Raw genomic sequence first — 17,604 nt, forward strand, 5'->3', positions numbered from 1 at the left:
CACTCGCTACGACAAGACCCGCGAGTCCTACCAGGCAGCCGTCACCATCGCGTCCCTGTTCCTCTGGCTAAAGCCTCTTTGAAGACACTGCCTAGCTCCCACCACCTCGTCGCCATGTCCCGCAGGTAGCCGTGGGCACGGCTGGAGCGGACGGTGCGCAGGATGTCGAGGGCGTGGTCGGGGTGGGTGAGTCCTTGGTCGCGGTCGCCGACCGGGAGCCCTGGCTCGCCGACTGCTTCCGACCCTCGCACCCCGCCCGCCATCCGGCCGTTGAACCGGCGGGAACCGCGGCCCGCCCCTCGCGCCCCCGGGCAGGGCCCCATCGAATCCACCCGCCCCACACCCGTTCGGAGACCCACCTTCATGACCACCGCCAAGCCCTTCCCACCTGAGCTGCGCGACTGGGTCGCCGGCCACCTGCCCGGCCTGAACGCGAACGAGGACCGCTCCTGGCCGCGCAGCACCTCCCTGGTGTGGCGCGTGAGCGCAGCCGACCGGGACGCCTACGTGAAGATCAGCCCCAGCGACCTCGACTTCGAGCGCGAGGTCGCCGGATACGCCTTCGCCTCAGCGCACCTGAGCGAGACGCAGGCGCCACGCCTGCTGGCCTGCGACCCGGGCCTGCGCGCGATCCTCAGCACGCCGCTGCCCGGCCGCGTCGTACGGGACCTGCCGCTACGGGTCAGCAGCGAGTCGCGCCTGTACGAGGACGCCGGGCGGCTGCTGCGCCGCTGGCACGACGCGTCCGAGCCCGCCACGGCCGCCGACCGCGCCGCGGTGCGGTCCGACATGGAGGACGAGGCCCGTGAGGCCGCCGACTGCCTGGAGGATGTCGTCCCGCATCTGGCCGCCGACCGGCTCGCCATGGTCGAGGCCGCGTCGAAGGAGCTCCCCGGCCTCGCCGAGCAGCTGCCACTGGTCTACCGGCACGGCGACTACGCGACCCGGAACTGGATGTACGACCATGCCACCGGCCGCCACGGCCTGATCGACTTCGCGACGGCCGCGCACGGCGTCGCCGCATCCGAGTACGTGTGGCTGTGCGGCACCGTCTGGTCCGTCCGCCCGGAACTGCGCGAGGCGTACTTCAAGGGATACGGCCGCCCGCTGACGGCCGAGGAAGACCGCCTGCTGCACCTGCTGACCGTCCGCATCGGCGTGTCCTACCTGCGCAACGGCCTGGCCGAGGACCGCGCCGAACTCGTGACGCGCGGCCACCTCGTCCTGGACCGGATGGCCGCCCACCGGCCCTAGCCCGTCCGGGCGCGGACCCGGCGTGCCCCGGGCCGGGTCCGCGTCCACCCCTTCCCAGCCGCAGCGATCCAGATCAGGAATGGCCCGATGACCCTCACCCCCGGCCTGCCCGCCCTCGCCGCTTCCACCACATGGAGCCACGTCCCCCAGCCGCTGCGCACGGCCGTCGAGTCCGGCGCCGGCCCCGTCCTCGGCGCCGTCGAAGCCGCAGCGGCAGGACCGCCCGGCTGCGCCCGTCGCTTGACGTCCCCGGAAGCCGGTTGTCTCGCACCCGCTGTCCGACCGCTCGCGCCCAAGCTGGTGCACCAGGGGATCGCCGGCGGCTGGCGGTGGCTGCTGTTCGAGCACGTCTCCGGCCGGGCCACCGATCTTTCCCCGGGCTCGGCGGACCGTGACGCCGGTCGCGCGCTGCGACGCTGGCAACCCTGCGGGCCCCGCCGCCGCCACACTGCGGACCGAGAACCGCTGGTCGCATCAGACCTCCCCCCTGCCTGCCCACGCCCCCTTCGCCCGATTCCCCGCCCGATCATGGGACCAGGCCACCGCCGCCTGGCGCCGCGTCACCTTCGGCGCGGGCCCAGACGACTACGCCGCCTTCGCCCACGTATGCGGCCACGACGTCATCACCTGGCCGGCTACGAGGTCATCTGCGATGTCCGTTCCCTGTGCACGACGCTGTTCGCCTGCGCCACGCCGGCGCCGGCCCGGCAGGTCGCGCGGAAGCGGATCACCGCCTGGCGTGCCTCCGCGGTGCCGCCGGCCCCACAGCGAAGCCGTGGACGGCCCGCAAGTGGCAATGGACCCCAGCCGGTGGTACCCGAAGCCGCGCGGGCGCTGACGAACCGACCGGGATGCCCGAGCGTCGACGTTTCGGCCGGGGCCGCAAGCGTCGAGCCCGAGTCCGCAAGGACCTGTGCTGAGGGGAGGTAGGGACCTTGAGAACCGCTGCCTGACCGGGCCCGGACCTCGGGGCAGCCGCACCCGCCGCTGCCCCCTTCTCAGGCATGCCCCCGCCCCCCACAGGGACGCCCATGACGAACGCCCTTCCCGGGCCGGGAGGCGCATCGCGCAATCCCCCGACCGGGTGCCGTGAGCGCCCGCTCCACTCGAACGTGTGGGTTCGAACTCCCCCACCCCCGGCGGAACTGCCCTCTCCGCCCGTACCGCATCTCAGTTCGAAGAATTCCCCCGTCCGCGTCCGTTACGGCACCCAGGCGTGAGGGGTTGTTCGACCATCGCTCGGTTCCACGTCACCCAGGGAGGACCAGTGCAGACCGCGCCCCACCCCCACCCAGCTGCTCACAGAATAGAACAAACCAGGCCGGGCTACCGGCCGCTGACGAAGGTCGTGCTCCTCCCGCTGCGCCCCGACGGACGGGTCGCGCTCGTCCGCCGGGCCCACCTGCCCGACCGTGGCCGGCTGGCACTGGTCGGCGGCCGGCTGGAGGCGGCGGAGTGGCTGGACGAGGCCGCCTGCCGTGGCGCCTTGCGCACCCTGGGGATCCGGGTGCGGGTACAGGACATCGAGCTCAGCGGCCTTCTGCACTACCGCAGCGAGCAGGGGGCGGGCCGTCTGTGTGCCGTCTTCGCCACCCAGCGCTGGTCCGGAGAGCCCCACAACACCGCACCGGACAGGTTCAGCGAGGTGGTGTGGGCCGACCCCGGCGAGCCCCCGGCCGACTGCCGGGCCCTGACCCACGCCGTCCTCGACCAGTACGTCGCCGGCACCCTCTACAGCGCCGCCCTGCCGCCCACCGGGCCCGGCACGGCCGAAGGCCCAGCAGCACGGGCGGCGGAGTGCGCCGGCGGACCGCGACCGCCGGTGCGCGGGCCCGCCGGGCTGCTCACGACCGGCGACACCACCAGTGCACGACCGGATCGAAGGGGAACGAAGTGAACGAACGAACCGACACTGATCCCGAACAGGCAACCGTCTCGGAGTCGGAGCGGCTGCTGTTCGGAGGGGAGTTGGCGTACGACGTCGGCTGGGACCAGCACGAGGGGGCCTGGCTGAAGCTCGGGCTGTGGACGATGGCCAAGGGCTTACCTCGGATGATCGGCACCGGGCTGCGCCTCGCACACCTCGCCGACGCCCGCGCCCTGCGCGTGGTCCTCGGCGCCGAGCTGGGCCGCGGAATCGTCCAGGCCATCGGGTTGGTCGCGGTCAACGCGGTCCTGGGCCACATCCTCGCCGCCGGCGCCACGAACGAGCGGCTGAACAACGCCTTCCCGGCGCTGGTGGCCGTAGCGGTCACCGCTCTGGTCGGATCGCTGCTGCGGTCCGCGTCCACGGCCGCCACCGGTGAGCTGGAGCCGAAGGTCCAGCGCGTGGCCACCGAGCAGTACCTGGGGCTGGTGCACCGGGTGGAGCTCGCGGCGATCGAGGACGACGAGTTCCACCGGCTGCTGGACGCCGCCCGCTACGGGGCCGACTCCGCCCGGCGCATGATCCGGTACTGCACCAACACGTTGAACTCCGGCATCTCGCTGGTCGCGGCGGCCGGCGTGCTCACCGTCCTGCACATCGGACTCCTGCCCCTGCTCGTCCTGATGACCCTGCCGAGCGGGTGGCGGTCCCTGACGATCTCCCGCCAGCGCTACATCTCCTTCCACGCGTTCGTCCAGCACGCGCGGGCCGGGCACCTCCTGGGGCAGTTGCTGACCCAGCGGGAGGCGGCCGCGGAGGTACGCGTCCACGAGGTCGGGCCCTTCCTCCTCTCCCACTTCCGGGAGATGGCCGAGACCAGCGAGCGCGAGCAGACCCGGCTTGCCCGCAGCGCGGCGAAGATCGGTCTCATCGCCGACGGCGCGTCCGGCGTCGCCACCCTCCTCACGTACGGGGCGCTGGGGCTGCTGCTGTGGAGCGGCCGGATGGACCTCGCGGTCGCCGGCACAGCGGTCCTGGCCATCCGTACCGGCTCATCCAGCCTGGACGGTCTCGTGCTGCAGATGGCCGACCTGCACCAGGAGTCGCTCTTCGTCGCCGACTTCGAGCGGCTGTGCACGGAGGCGAAGGCGCGGGCCATCCCGGAGAGCGGGGAGGACCTGCCCGAGCGGGTGCGGGAGGTCCGTTTCGAGAAGGTGACGTTCACCTACCCCGGCAGCGGCGACCACACGCCCGAGCCCACGCTGCGGGAGGTGTCGCTGTCCTTCCCGATGGGCAAGGTCATCGCCCTGGTCGGGGCGAACGGCTCGGGCAAGTCCACCGTCGTCAAGCTGCTGGCCGGACTCCACCAGCCCGACCCGGACGGCGGCACGGTCCGGTGGGACGACGTCGACGCCTCCGTAGCCGACCGCAGCCAGATCTTCGCCCGCGTCGGGCTGATGTCACAGGCCTTCTTCCGGTGGCCCTTCACCGTCCGCGTCAACATCGGCATCGGGGATCCGACCCTCCCCATCGACGACCGGGCCGTGCGGGAGGCCGCGGCGTTCTCCGGCGCCGACCGGTTCATCGCCGGCCTGCGCCGTGACCTCTCCACCCTGCTCGGCCGCGGCTACCGGGGCGGGCAGGAAGCCTCCGGCGGCGAATGGCAGACGATCGGGATCGCCCGCGCCTGGTACAAACGCGCCCAGATCCTGATCGTCGACGAGCCCACCAGCGCCCTGGACGCCGTCGCCGAACAGCGGGTCTTCGACCAGATCCGCGCCCTGGCCGCCGCCGGCCAGACCGTCGTCCTGATCACCCACCGACTGCACTCGGTGCGGCACGCGGACGTCATCCACGTCATGAAGGACGGGAAACTCGCCGAGTCCGGGACCTTCTCCGAACTCATGGACGAGAACACCGGCACAGGGGAGTTCCGCGCCGCCTACCGGGTGCAGGCCGCCGCCTTCGCGGACAGCGTGCCCGAACAACGGGCACCCGCAGCAGATCTCTCGAAGGACGAAACATGACCCCCGCGGCCAAGGCCCTTCCCCGTGAAGGGGCAGATACTCTGGCGGGCTGCCCGCCCCGGGGCACCGGGGCGTCGCGATTGCAGGCGCCCGGGATGCCGGGAGGCACCACGATGACCGCGACCGCGCCGCCGCTGCTCCTCGTCGACGGCCACCACCTCCTCTACCGCGCGCACTTCGGCTTCCCCAAGCGGTTCGAGGCCCTGGACGGCACCGACGTGACCTGCGCGTTCGGCTTCGTGGCGCTCCTCCGCAAGGCGCACCGCGAGCACGGCGCCGGTCATGAGGTCCTGGTGGTCTTCGACGCCGAGGACGGCGCCGACGGCCGGATCCAGGCCGAGGCCGGATACAAGGCGAACCGGGCTGACGCCGACCACAGTCCGATCCGGGCCCTGGCGCCGCTGAAGGCGATGCTCGACCTGGGCGCGGTGCGGTGGCTGGAGGGGCCGGGTGCCGAGGGGGACGACGTGGTGACGACGATCGCCACGCGTGAGGCCGCCGCCGGCCGTGCGGTGGTGGTGTTGTCCGGGGACCGCGACCTCTACGGTCTCCTCGCCCGGGACGGGATCCGGATCCTGAACCCGCTCCCTGGCGTCCAGGACGTGGGACCTGTGACCGCCACCCGGCTCCTGACCGGTGACCGTCGGCTCGAGGGCCCCTCCGCCACCGCCCCGGGTCGCCTGGCCAAGCCTCTGGCCCGGATCCGGGAAACGTGGGACGAGGTCGTGCGCGTGCGGTCCGTCCTACGCCTGACCTGCGACCTGCCCTACCCGTCGAACACCGTCACCGGAATGGTCACGCCTGGCCGCCCTCGCCGCACGGATGAAGGCGGCCGGCCTGTGGTGAACACGCCCCTTACCTCGGCCGCCGTCCCCACACCGGCGGCGAGGGCGTCGCTGCGCGGCCACCGGTCCTTCAGCGCCTACCTGGCAGGCCAGAGCGCGAGCCTGATCGGTACGGCCGTGCACGGCATCGCCCTGCCCACGCTCGCGGTACTCCACCTGAAGGCCACACCGGGGCAGGTCTCGCTCCTGTTCTTCCTCATTCAGATCCCCACGTTCGTGTTTGCACTGCCGGCCGGGGCCATCATCGACCGCCACCACAAGAAGACCGTCCTGGTCGTCACCGACCTCGCGGCAGCCGTCGTGGTCGCGGTGATCCCGGCCGTCACGATCCTCGGAACGCTGACCATGCCCGTGCTGTACGCCGTGGCCCTCACGCTGGGTGCCGTGACGGTGCTCCACCAGGCCGCGGCCATCGCCATCGTGCCGCAGCTCGTCGAGCCCGAGCTGCTCCAGCTGGCCAACTCCCGGATCGGAGCCGCGTTCGGCGCCGCCGACACGGCCGGCACCTACCTGGGAACCGCCGTCGTCGCCGTGGTGGGCGCCGGCCGGGCCTTCGCCCTGGACACCGTCTCCTACCTCGTCTCGGCATGGTGCGCGACCCGGATCCACACCGGGCACGCGCCGCCGTCCGCCAGGGCGCGGCGCACGATGGCGGCCGACATCTGGGAGGGCCTGCTGTTCGTGGCCCGCACCCCGCTCGTACGGCCACTCGTCCTCTGCCTGGCCGGCACGGGCTTCGGCTCCGCGCTGACCTCGACGTTCTGGGCGTTCCACCTGCTGACCACGGTGAAAACCGGCACGACCGGCCTCGGCGTGATCATGGGAGTGTCCGGTGCCGGATGCCTGGCCGGGGCACTCGCCACGCCCCGGATCGTCCGCCGGTTCGGGCCCGTCCCAGTCCTGATCGCCGGATTCGCCATGTACCCGCTGACGACCGTCCCGCTGCTGTTCGCCCGGACCGGGACACTGTGGCTGCTCGTCCTCGCGGCGGCAGGAGGTCTCCAGCTCGCGGCCGCCGCGTGCGCGGGCACCACCCAGCGATCGGTCCGCCAGCAGATCTGCCCGCCCGAGCTGCAGGCCCGTGCCCAGCAGACCTCGACCTGGCTCGTCACCGGCAGTCGCCCCTTCGCCGCCCTCACGGCAGGCGCCCTGGCCTCCGTCACGAACGTGTGGACGGTCCTACTGGCCGGGGCACTCGTCCTGACCCTGCCGGTGCTCGTCCTCTGGCGCTCGCCGGTGGCCCGCCTCACCAGCATGCCCGTCCCCGCATCCACGGTGTCCGCCGGGACCACTCGCCCCTGATCTCGAAGGAGTTCACCATGACCCGCCTGAACGTGATCGGCATCCACCTCTACCTCCAGCGTGAAGACGGCCGGATCCTCCTCGGCCGACGCCACCCCGACATCGCCTTCGCCGGCGACCGCTTCCACTTCCTGGCCGGACACCTGGAGACCGAAGGCGCCACGGCCGGACTGATCCGGGAAGCCGAGGAAGAAGCCGGCCTCGTCATCGCTCCCGAAGACCTCGAACTCGTCCACACAGTGCACATGCTCGACGCAGGCGCCGACAGTGACGGACAACCACGACTCCAACTCGTCTTCCGTGCCCGTACCTGGTCAGGAACGCCCGAGATCCGAGAGCCGGACAAGTGTGTGGAGTGGACCTGGGCCGACCCGGCGCAGCTTCCCGAACCGATGGTCGCGTACACGCGAGCGGCGATCGAGGCGATCGGCCGCGGCGAGAGGTACACCGAGCTCGGCTGGAACTGAATCCGGATGCCGTACCGCCTCCGCACCATCCGCCGTCGTTCACCCCGAGCCTGCCTCCCCGCACCCCAACACCGTTCCTGAAGTCACCTGCCGCAGAGGACGTACACACCATGACCGCCCACACTTCGCAGAGCTGGCACGACCACTACGAGGCGGGCCGGGACTTCCGCCCGTTGTCCGGAGCCGAGAAGGACGTGCTGACCGGCCGTCTGGCCCTGCCCGAGGACACCCAGGACGGCCGGGCCCTGGACGTGGCCTGCGGGACCGGTGGCCTCGCCCGAGCCCTCGCCGCCGCCGGGTACCGGGTCGACGCGGTGGACTGGGCCCAGTCCGCCATCGACCGGGCCGCGGCCACCGGTACGGACGAGGTCACCTACCACCGGCTCGACATCACCACCGGCGACCTCACCTCCCTCGCCGCCGACGGTGGATACCGGCTCATCACCGTGCGCCGGGCCCTGGCCCACCTGCCCGACCGCACCCGCACCATCGCCGAACTCGCCGCGCTGCTCGCCGAGGACGGCGTCCTGTGCGTGATCACCCGCACGCCGACCGGCACCCACCCGAGCTCCGCGGGATCTGCCTGGACGACACCGAAATCGGACGACTGTGCGACGGCTGGGACCAGTCCGAGCGCATCGAGGCCGATGAATCCACGATCGTGCTGTTGCGGGGCCCGAAGACCTCGGCCGTCGCCTACGCCGAGAAGTCGAAGCCGGCCCCGGCTGCCATGGCGGGCGTCGCCGTCGTCGTCACCAACCCCCGCGGGCAGCTCCTCCTCGGCTGGAACGACGCGTGCAGCATGTGGGAGCTGCCCGCCGGGAAGGTCGAACCGTGCGAGCCCTTCGAGGCCACCGCGGTCCGGGAGCTGGCGGAGGAGTCCGGGCTGGCCGCGCGGTCGGAGGACGTACTGCTCCTGGGCACCCTGTGCGACGCCGCCGGCGGCGGGTTCACCCGCGTCACCGAGGTCGCCCGGCTCACCGCCTTCACCGGCGAGCCCACCGTGCGAGAAGCCGACCTGTCCCGTTGGGAGTGGCACTCCCTGTCCGACCTGCGCCACCTGCCGCAACCCCTGTTCACGGCCAGCGCCCAGGCCGTGAACCTCGCCTGGCCGGGCCTGCTGCCCGACGTACCCGCCGCCCACCACACTCCCCGGCCTGCCGGAACGGTCGCGCTGACCTTCGACGAGTCGGCCGCGGCGGTCCGGCTTCGCACCAGACTGGTGCGGGACCTCACGGAGGCGGGATGGACCGACACCCCCGGGCTGCAGCGGGCGTTCACCACGGTGCCCCGGCACGCCTTCCTGCCCGAGCAACCCCTCCCCCGGGCCTACGCCAACGAGGCCGTCGCGACCGTATTCGACGAGACCGGCAGGTCGATGAGTTCGGTGTCCCAGCGCGAGATGCAGGCCGTCATGCTCCGCGAAGCCCGGATCCGGCCGGGCGACCGGGTGCTGGAGATCGGGGGCGGCGGCTACAACGCGTGCCTGGCCGCCGAACTGGTCGGCCCGAACGGTTCGGTGGTGTGCGTGGAGATCGACCCGTACGTGTATGGCCGCACGGTCCGCTTCCTGGAGGAGACCGGGTACGCGGACCGTGTGCGGGTCGTCCTTGGCGACGGGGCCCTCGGAGCCCCTGACGCCTTCGTGCCGGCGGACGGCTTCGACGCGATCCTCGTCACCGTCGGCGCCAACGACATCCCGGCGGCCTGGCACGCGCAGTCGGCCGATGGCAGGCACCTTGTGGTGCCGCTCCGGATCGGCGGGTTCACCCGGGCCCTCAGCCTGCGCAAGGAGCCTTCACCGCCGAGTACAGAGATATGTGCACCGAGGTAGCTCCCGTTCTGCGGCCGGGTTCAGTCCCGTAACGTCTGCTCTCTCAAGGTCTGGGAGTGGTGAAGGGGGATTTCTTGGAGGAGAGCGAAGCACGGAGATGTGCAGAAGAGTTCGGCAGAACCCTGACCGACTGCTGGGATGAGTGGGCCTTCAAACTTGGCCTGGTGGCGACCCCGACCAGCAAGGGCGTCTACGGCTTCACCTGGCATCCCACGGCGAAGGACGAACAGGGGCGCCAGTTCCGGGTCGGGGGAAACTGGCCCATCATCGTCGACCAGGGCACCGGGGCATGCCGGCTCGTGCACGGGATGAAGGAGATGACCACGCTCACAGGCATGTCAGGAGTCGGCATGATCCGCTTCCACGATGCCGGCACTCATCGTCGGCGCCGCAACGGCCGATAGCTCTGGATTCTGGCGGGAGCCGTCCTGGTCCTCGTCGCCGGCCACGCCGTCGTACGGGATCTCCGGAAACTACGCGCGGGGCGAGCAGGCTAACCGATCCCGCCGCTGCCTCTCGTCGCAGGTCAACGGGCATATCTCGCGTGACCCACGGAACTCCACGGCCTACGATCGCCGGGTACGACAGCCGGAGGGGTGGGACATGGTCGAGGGTTTCGAGGACAGTACGGCGGCGGTGGAACGGCTCGCGGCGGGTGCCCCGCTCCACGAGGTGATCGACGTCGCCGCACCCGGCGCCTGGCTCGCCCTGGACGCCGGAATGCGGTACGTCCCCTGGCGCCTGGACTCGCTGAGGCGGGACCCGGTGGTCGCGCTGCCCACGGACCTGAGCGGGGTCGAGGAGTCCCTGTTGGCGCTCGCCCTCTGCCACGGCGACGGGCGGATCCGGGAGAAGGCCCTGCGTCAGGCGGGCCGGTTCCCCGCGCTGCTGCCGCTGGTCGTGATCCGCTGTGCGGACTGGGCCGGTCCCGTACGCGAGGACGCCCGACGCCTGCTGCAGGAGGCACTGGACGCTGACACCGCCCCCGCCCTCGCCGCGCTCCTCCTCGAACTCGGCCGCCGCGACCGGGGCGCCTTCGGCGTGGAGGCCCTCGACCGGGTCCTGCGCGGGGCCCCCGGCGATCGACTCGCCGCGCTCTTCGGCCACCCCGATCGCACCGTGCGCCGGTTCGTGTACCGGCTGGCCGTCGAGGAACGTCTCCTCGGTCCCGCCGCGTGGGCCCTCGCCGCCGCGCAGGACACCGACAACGTGATCAGAGACCTGTGCGCCACGGCCGCGCTCACCGCGGTGAGCAAGGGGGAGTGCCCCGCCGAGGACGTGCTGACCTCGCTGCTGTCCGCACGTGACCCGCGGACCCGCTCCGCCGGTGTCACGGCGCTCCGGGCGGCCGGGCTGCCGGAACGGGCCACCGCCTTCCTCGACGACCGCTCGGCCCTCGTCCGCGCCTGCGCGCGCTACGTCGTCCGGGAGCACGGCGGCGATCCGACGGCCCACTACCGGGCGCGGTGCGCTGCCCCCGAGGACCCGGCCCTGCCCGGCGGCGCGGTCAGCGGCCTCGCCGAATGCGGCGACCGCGCCGACACTCCCCTGCTCGTCCCGCTGCTCACCCACCCCCTGGCCGGGGTGCGCGCGCGAGCCGTGGCCGCGCTGCGGACCCTGGCGAGCGTCGACACCCAGCAGATACGGCCCCTCCTCGACGACCCCGACCCCGGAGTCGTCCGGGAGGCCACCGACACCCTGCTCCCCCGGGCCGGGCACCTGCCCGCGGAGTGGCTGGAGGAACGCACCGGCTCCGGCCACCCGCGACACGTCCGTGTCAGCGCGCTGCGCCTCCTCGGCGCGCGCGGCGGCGTCGTCGCGTTGCGGGCCACGACGGTCCTGGCCGACGACCCGGACGAGACGCTGCGCCGCCGGGCCCGGGAGGCGCTGTACCAGTGGCGCCCGTCACCGGCGGAGCCGAAGGGGGACGCCGAGATCGGCTGTCTGCTCGACCGGTGCGGGCACCTCCTCCGCGACCACGACCTGCGCCTGCGGAAGTGGGAGGCCGGGGTGCTCCACCCCGCGCAGGACCCCGCCGAAGCGGACGAGGATCCCGAAGCGGACGAGGACGGGAGCAGCCGTGGGCCCTCTGGCCATGCTCTGACCCGATCCGTCCCCCCGCCCGTCGATTGGTCCGGACACCCGTCTTCATCGCAGGTCAGGGGTGCCGTAGGTTCCTCGAACCCGCGCTCTACGGAACAGCAACAGGTACGTCCCCGGGGGATCCCAGCCATGAACACGCACGAAACCGGAACCTTTCGGCCACGCCCGTCCCTGCCGGTCCCGGTGCTCCGTGACCCGCGGGCCCTCTCCCACTGGGTCACGGGCCTGCTCGTGCTGTCCGCCGCTCTGGTGGTCTTCTCCCTGTACGTGTGGATCACGGCCTACAACTTCTACGCCGAGCAGTACGCCTCGTACGACCCGTGGCCCGAGCAGCGCGCCGCCGAGTTGGACCGGCTGATCACCCTGTCCGACACGTTGCGCATGAACCTGCTGCTGCCGACCGCCGCGGTGTTCCTCGTCTGGTTCCGGCGGGTGCGCGAGAACGCGCAGGTGTTCGCGCCCGAGGGCTTCCGGCGCGGGCCGGGCTGGTCGCTCGGCTCCTGGTTCGTCCCGGTGGTGAACTTCTGGATGCCGTACCGGATCGCCGTGGAGACGTGGACCGCGAGCACGCAGCTCCCCGCGGCCGGGCAGCCGGCCAGGCCCTCGCTCGGCACCGTGAATTCCTGGTGGGGCCTGTGGATCACGGCGACGCTCGTGGGCTGGGCGGGGACGTTCACCCTGTTCGGAAACGAGGGCGAGGCGTACCTGCGCGGGATGGAGACGATGATCTTCTCGGACTTGCTGGAACTCGCCGCGGCGGTCGCCGCCGTCCTGTTCGTCCGGCGGCTGTCGGCCCTCCAGCACGTGAAGGCCGTCGAGGGACCGGTGGCCCGCACGCCCGCCACCCCCACGGCCTCGGATGCCGGCACGGAGGAGCGGGTGACCGCGAGCTGAGGCCTTGTCGGCGGCCCCGAGGCCGCCGGAACGGGTCCGCCCCAGCCCGGTGTCAGGAGACGTCCGGCTCGGGCAGGTCCAGGGCTCGGGCCAGGGCGGCGGTCACGTCGGCCGCATGGTCGGGCAGGTGGGCCGCGGCCCATCGGGCGGCCGCCAGGAGGAAGTCGGTGAGGTCCCGTTCGGCTGCCGCGAGCAGGCGGCGCAGTTCCGGGACCGACAGCTCGATCACGGCGCTGTCCTCCGTGTCGGCGTCCACGGTCAACCGAACCGTTTTGCCCAGGCGTTCGACGAGCGGCGAAGGGTCGTGCCCGAAACACGTGGCACCGCCGCCGTCGACGACGTCGAGCCAACCGCGCCACTCCTCCAACCCGCTGCAGCAGCCCGGGAGCAGCGTGGTACCGGTGGCGGTGTCGACGACGCGGAAGCCACCGGCGGCATAGGTGTCGCCCATGGTCAGCAGTCCGTGCAGGAAGGACCCGAGGGGATCGGCGGGCCGTGGTGGTCGACCGTCTTGCTCGGGATCGACGTCGTTGCAGGCGGCGATGCACATGACCGCCGTGCCGACCTCGGCCGCTCCGAGCGTGCCGTCGAGCGGAAGCAGGGCGTGGCCCTCGGACTCGGCCACCGGCCAGAGGGCGAAGCCGGCGGTGGCGTGGACCTCCAGGACGGGCTGTAGACGTATCACCCCGCGAGTGTGCCGGGTTCCCCTCGGTCCTCGCCTCCGGACAACGCCGGCCCCGTTCCGCCGCCGGTTCGTCGAGGGGCCTACGGCCGGCTGCTGTTGGCGGGTGCAAGTGCGGCCTCTCCCCGCAGGCGCGGGTTCCGCCTTCGCGAGCTGGGGCTTTTCGCTCGGAGAACTCATTTTTCATTCGCGTGTGTTGCCCGAACTTTACACCGGGCGTTCCCGGTAGAGGGTCTACCTGAGGGCCGTGAGCGCCCGGCTTGACGGGGCTGGTGGTCCTGTCGAGCCAGGTAGGCACGGCGCGACACCGGGGTCGTGCAACGGTTCCTGGGCCCGGCCGGGTGCGTCGGCTGGGACAACCGCCGACCGGTGTGCCGTCGGGCCTCTGGGTTCGCTGCAGGTGGTCGAAGCGGAGGAGCCCGCGGGCCGACTGAGGGATCGGTGTCCGAAGCGGTCGCGGTCTGGGACGTGGGGCGGATCCGGGGGAACGGGGCGCGGGAGGTGGGGCGGTGGGGGCGTCGGGGGCGGGATCGTCTTCCAGTCCGGTCGGGGGCCGGCGGTTCGGGGACCTGTCCGTGAGGTGTCGTGCCGTGCAGAATCGGGCCCATGAACGCGACCGCGGGGGTGCCGCCGAGACACAGCAGATCTGTGGGGTTCGCGCGGGTGTTCCTGACGGGCGGGGTGCTCGGTGCCGCGCCGACCGCCCTGATCGGCGGCTGCGTCGTCGGCGAGCCTGCGTTGATCGTCGCGGGCGTGGGGCTGCCCGTGTTCTACGGCCTCCTGTTGCTGTTCGTGTCGCTGCCGCGCCGGCGCAGGGAGGCGGACACCGCACCGCTGACGGCGCTCGCGGTCGTGGAGTCCCGGGAGCCGGCGAAGGCCGAAACGACCGAGGTGCCGGTGCGGTTCGAGCTGTCCGTGGTTCCGGAGGACGCGGCCGCCTTCCGCGTGGTGGTACGGCAGGACGTCCACGTCAGCGAGCTGTCGGACTACCGGCCGCGCGGGGTCGTGGTGGTGGCGTTCCCGCCGGACCGACCGTGGAAGGCACGGATCGTGCGGCGTCCGACGCCGGAGTGGGAGGAGCGGGTGGCCGGGGCGCGGCTCGACTCGGTTCCCGGCCCTGCCCTGGCGAGCGGGCACTCGGGAGGCGCCGGGGGTGGATTCCTCACCCTCGCAGGACTGTTGCTGGGGGCGGCTTCCGTACTGCTGCTGTTCCGGACGGAGTTGTTCGGTACGGGCGGGTCTGCCTCGCCTCCTGCTCCTCGGCCGACGGTGTCCGCCGAGGCATCCACGGACGCCTCCGGATCAGCGACGGTGACCGTCACCGTCACTTCGGCCACGGGAACGGTCGAACTCGGTCCGGGCATGTCCGTGCTCGACCCCGGTCGATTGCGGTCGGCGGTGGAGTCGTTGACGCGGCGGGAGTCTCAGCGGAAGGCGTTGACCGTCATCGTCCAGGAGGACCGGATCACGATCGTCTACGCCCCGGACGGTATGCGGGCGGCGGGGTTCGATCCGCGGTCACTGCCCTACGGTCGGATACCCGGCCTGGTCGAGGAGGCTCGTGCCGGGACCGTGGGGAGAGGGGCCGGGGCCGGGACAGGAACCGGATCTCCCTCCCGGCTGCCGACCTGGCAGTTGATCGCCCAGGGGGCCGCGGGCGTGCTGAAGCTCGTGGTCACGGACGGCTCGGGTACGGGCGTCCTGGAGGCCGACGGTCAGGGCAAGGTGACCGCACGCGCGGGTCGTTGACCGGTCGTTCGGAGCGGGCGCAGGAGGGGAGCCGGGCGTATGGGGTGGGAAGAGGGTCTGGTGCTGTGGTGCGTCGTTTGGGGTGTGGCGGCCCTGATCGGGTACGGCATGGCGTGGGTCGGGGCGACCTCGCGGCAGCGGACGGTCTGGCTCGCGGGTCGGATCGAGGAGGTGCGCGAGCCTCGCCACGGCGGGTCGCAGGTGGGCGGGGTCTGGGTGGTCGTCTCGTACCGCGACCCGGATTCGGGTCGGCGGGTGACGGTGACGAACGACGGCGAGCGTGGCGAGGCGATCACCTGCGCCTGGCCGGGGCGGAGGATCGGCGTCGGCTACCGGCGGGGGAGACCGCATGCATACCGGTTCTCCACGGCCCCTGACCCGTCGGGCCGGGGGCTGGGATGGCCGACCTTCGCGCTGTTCCTGGTGTACGCGGGGCTGGTGGCCCTCGCCTCCGTGGTCTGGGGCCCGCCCTGGGCGCTGATCGGCTGCGGCGGGCCGGGGGCGGTGTTCGCGGTGGGGCACCTTCCGGCCACGGTTCGCGCCACCAAGCGTCGCGCCGAGAGGTGGGCGGCCGCGGACACCGTGTCGGGGCGGATCGTCGCGGTCCTCACGGACGTCACCATCGACCAGAACGACGGCAGCACCATGACGACGGTCACCCCGGTCGTGTCCTTCACCACCGGTGCCGGTCAGGAGGTCACGGCGCACTGCACCCGGCACGTGCCTGACCCGGCTCACGCGTACGGGCGCGAGGTTCCGGTCTGCTACGACCGCGAGGACCCGGCCGTGTTCACGCTGGACCGGGCGGCCGAGCACCGGTCACAGGGACTGGACGTGGTGTTCAATCTCGCGGTGGCCGTCGTGTTGGTGGCCGCGGCAGTGACGGGGCTGCTGATGCTCTGACGGCCGGGACGCACCGCCGGCCGCGGCGCACCGCCGGCCGCGACGCGCGGTCCGAGTCCGAGAGGGGTCGCGGTGCCAGGACGGCCTCCGCGTGCCGAGAGAGGTTCCCCCTCCCCTGCCGCGACCACCGCCCTCGGTATCGACCTCGCCCTCACGAGGGTCGACTTCGTACCGGTCGGCTCGGCCGTGCCGGGGAGGGGTGTCCGGTCAGTCGGTGGCGGTCTGTTGGGTGAACTCCAGTGTGACGAACTCGTCCGGTCGTAACGGGGCCACGCCGATGTCGAAGGTGAGGATGCCGGCCGGGGTGTCCGCGTCGGTCATGGTGGCGCCCGTTCCGATGCGGACGAAATACGCGTTCTTCGGGCTGTCGCCGGCGAAGGCTCCTTGCTGGAACAGGTGGTGCAGATAGTTCTCGACGGCGGAGCGGACCGCTCGGCGGCTGGTCTCGTCGTCCGGCTCGAACAGGAGGGGCCGGAGGGCCGTCTCGACGTCCCGCCGGATCATCGACAGCAGGCGCGTCACGGGCACGGACCGCCACGTGGGGTCGGAGCCTTCGTCCAGGGTGCGGGCGCCCCGGAGCACCGTGCCCCGGCCGGGGAACTCACGGATCAGGTTGACCGAGCCGGCCCGGGTCTGTTGCGCATCGTCGACCTTCCGGTCCGGGCGCAGGCCCACGGGCAGCGCCGCGTTCGCGGGTGCCTTCCACACGCCCCCTGCTCGGTCGGTGCGGCTCCAGGTTCCCGTGACGGCGCCGACCGGGGGCACCGGGTCGGTGTCCGGGCCCGGTCCGGACAGCCACGGGTGGTAGGCGGCGGCGAACCGTGACTGCTCGGGCGACAGGCCGAGGTCCGCGAAGGCCCGGACGGCCGCTTCCACGTCGTGCCGGCGATCCGCGTGCAGGACGGCCATCGCACCTCGGCCGGCCGCGGCGGCCACGACTTCACGCGCTTGCTCGGCGGCTGCCCCGGGGCCCTGCGTCCAGAGGTCGATCGGGACCAGGATCGCGATGTCGGGGTACGCCCGGGACTCGGCCAGTGTCTCCTTCAGGGTGCGTCCGTGGGTGTTGCCCAGGTAGGCGTAGCCGCCGCCGGCGTCGAAGTGGTGGCGGAGGATCAGCTGGAGAAGGGTCGGCCGGCCCGAGGTGCCCGTGTGGCCGAGGTCCCGGAAGGCGCTGATCACGACGGTTCCCGGTACGTCGCCCGCCGCGATGCCACGCAGGGCACGGGCGTGGACGGGCAGTCGGCCGAGGCCGGGAAGTCCGGAAGCGCGGAGTCCGGAGAGGCGGGGGTCGGAGTCGGTCCCGGAGGTGCCGGTCGGAGCGGGCTCCTGTGGCCCGGTCACGGCGCTGAATCCCGGGCCGAAGTCCGCCAGGAAGAGCGGCACGGCCGTCACGCCGGATGCCACGGACAACGTGGGAGGTGCTTGGTCTGCGTAGGTGTCGGGGCCTTCTGGGAACTGCACCATGGGTCGCTCCGTTCTGACGGGCTGCCCGTCCGGCCGCGCGGTATCGGCCTGTCGGCGGACAGCCATCCGCAGGCTAGGCAGATGCGCACAAAAGGATCCCGGGGCTCTGGCCGAGATCAGTCGGCGCTCGCCGGTACCTGGGGCACCGTGCGACGGGGGCCGTCCGCCGGACCTCCGCCGTCCCCGCAAGTGCCGTGCCGTCGGGGCCCGAAG

General features: G+C 72.4%; 12 protein-coding genes and 1 pseudogene. 11 read left to right on the forward strand and 2 right to left on the reverse strand.

Annotated features, from left to right (window positions below):
* Positions 1-363 precede the first annotated feature (363 nt).
* The 9 genes and pseudogenes from ABTZ17_RS19105 (at position 364) to ABTZ17_RS19145 (ending at position 12,593) form a co-directional block, all read left to right on the forward strand.
* Positions 364-1,254 carry an aminoglycoside phosphotransferase family protein gene (locus tag ABTZ17_RS19105; RefSeq protein WP_352196821.1) on the forward strand — a complete coding sequence of 297 codons (891 nt, stop codon included), beginning with the start codon at positions 364-366 and terminating at the stop codon, positions 1,252-1,254.
* Between the two features lie 1,348 nt (positions 1,255-2,602).
* Positions 2,603-3,151, forward strand: a complete 549-nt coding sequence (locus tag ABTZ17_RS19110) for an NUDIX domain-containing protein (protein ID WP_352196822.1) — start codon at positions 2,603-2,605, stop codon at positions 3,149-3,151.
* Positions 3,148-5,148, forward strand: coding sequence for an ABC transporter ATP-binding protein (locus tag ABTZ17_RS19115; protein WP_352196823.1), 2,001 nt, complete (start codon positions 3,148-3,150; stop codon positions 5,146-5,148). The genes ABTZ17_RS19110 and ABTZ17_RS19115 overlap by 4 nt, the downstream gene beginning before the upstream one ends.
* 113 nt (positions 5,149-5,261) lie before the next feature.
* Positions 5,262-7,295, forward strand: a complete 2,034-nt coding sequence (locus ABTZ17_RS19120; protein ID WP_352196824.1) for an MFS transporter — start codon at positions 5,262-5,264, stop codon at positions 7,293-7,295.
* A gap of 17 nt (positions 7,296-7,312) precedes the next feature.
* Positions 7,313-7,762 carry an NUDIX hydrolase gene (locus tag ABTZ17_RS19125; protein WP_352196825.1) on the forward strand — a complete coding sequence of 150 codons (450 nt, stop codon included), beginning with the start codon at positions 7,313-7,315 and terminating at the stop codon, positions 7,760-7,762.
* A gap of 110 nt (positions 7,763-7,872) precedes the next feature.
* Positions 7,873-8,274: pseudogene (locus ABTZ17_RS19130) on the forward strand (class I SAM-dependent methyltransferase); the annotation flags it as partial.
* Positions 8,275-8,291: 17 nt separating this feature from the next.
* Positions 8,292-9,596 carry an NUDIX domain-containing protein gene (locus tag ABTZ17_RS19135; RefSeq protein ID WP_352196826.1) on the forward strand — a complete coding sequence of 435 codons (1,305 nt, stop codon included), beginning with the start codon at positions 8,292-8,294 and terminating at the stop codon, positions 9,594-9,596.
* A 74-nt stretch (positions 9,597-9,670) separates the two neighbouring features.
* Entirely contained in the window at positions 9,671-10,000 is a 330-nt protein-coding gene (locus ABTZ17_RS19140) for a hypothetical protein (protein ID WP_352196827.1), read from the forward strand.
* A 199-nt stretch (positions 10,001-10,199) separates the two neighbouring features.
* Positions 10,200-12,593, forward strand: a complete 2,394-nt coding sequence (locus ABTZ17_RS19145; RefSeq protein ID WP_352196828.1) for a DUF4328 domain-containing protein — start codon at positions 10,200-10,202, stop codon at positions 12,591-12,593.
* 52 nt (positions 12,594-12,645) lie between these two features.
* On the opposite strand, the gene ABTZ17_RS19150 is transcribed toward ABTZ17_RS19145, so the two are convergent.
* Positions 12,646-13,278, reverse strand: a complete 633-nt coding sequence (locus ABTZ17_RS19150; RefSeq protein WP_352196829.1) for a hypothetical protein — start codon at positions 13,276-13,278, stop codon at positions 12,646-12,648.
* A 603-nt stretch (positions 13,279-13,881) separates the two neighbouring features.
* Between ABTZ17_RS19150 and ABTZ17_RS19155 the strand changes: the two genes are divergently transcribed.
* The gene (locus tag ABTZ17_RS19155; protein ID WP_352196830.1) at positions 13,882-15,024 is read left to right on the forward strand and encodes a hypothetical protein; all 1,143 of its coding nucleotides are present in this window, start codon (positions 13,882-13,884) and stop codon (positions 15,022-15,024) included.
* Between the two features lie 39 nt (positions 15,025-15,063).
* Positions 15,064-15,927, forward strand: coding sequence for a DUF3592 domain-containing protein (locus ABTZ17_RS19160; RefSeq protein WP_352196831.1), 864 nt, complete (start codon positions 15,064-15,066; stop codon positions 15,925-15,927).
* 207 nt (positions 15,928-16,134) lie between these two features.
* Here ABTZ17_RS19160 and ABTZ17_RS19165 read toward each other — a convergent pair whose 3' ends face one another.
* Positions 16,135-17,391, reverse strand: coding sequence for a phage tail sheath family protein (locus ABTZ17_RS19165; protein ID WP_352196832.1), 1,257 nt, complete (start codon positions 17,389-17,391; stop codon positions 16,135-16,137).
* Positions 17,392-17,604 lie beyond the last annotated feature (213 nt).

Origin of the sequence: Streptomyces sp. NPDC097619 (assembly GCF_040302735.1) — a bacterium.
In the GTDB taxonomy this organism is placed as follows: domain Bacteria; phylum Actinomycetota; class Actinomycetes; order Streptomycetales; family Streptomycetaceae; genus Streptomyces.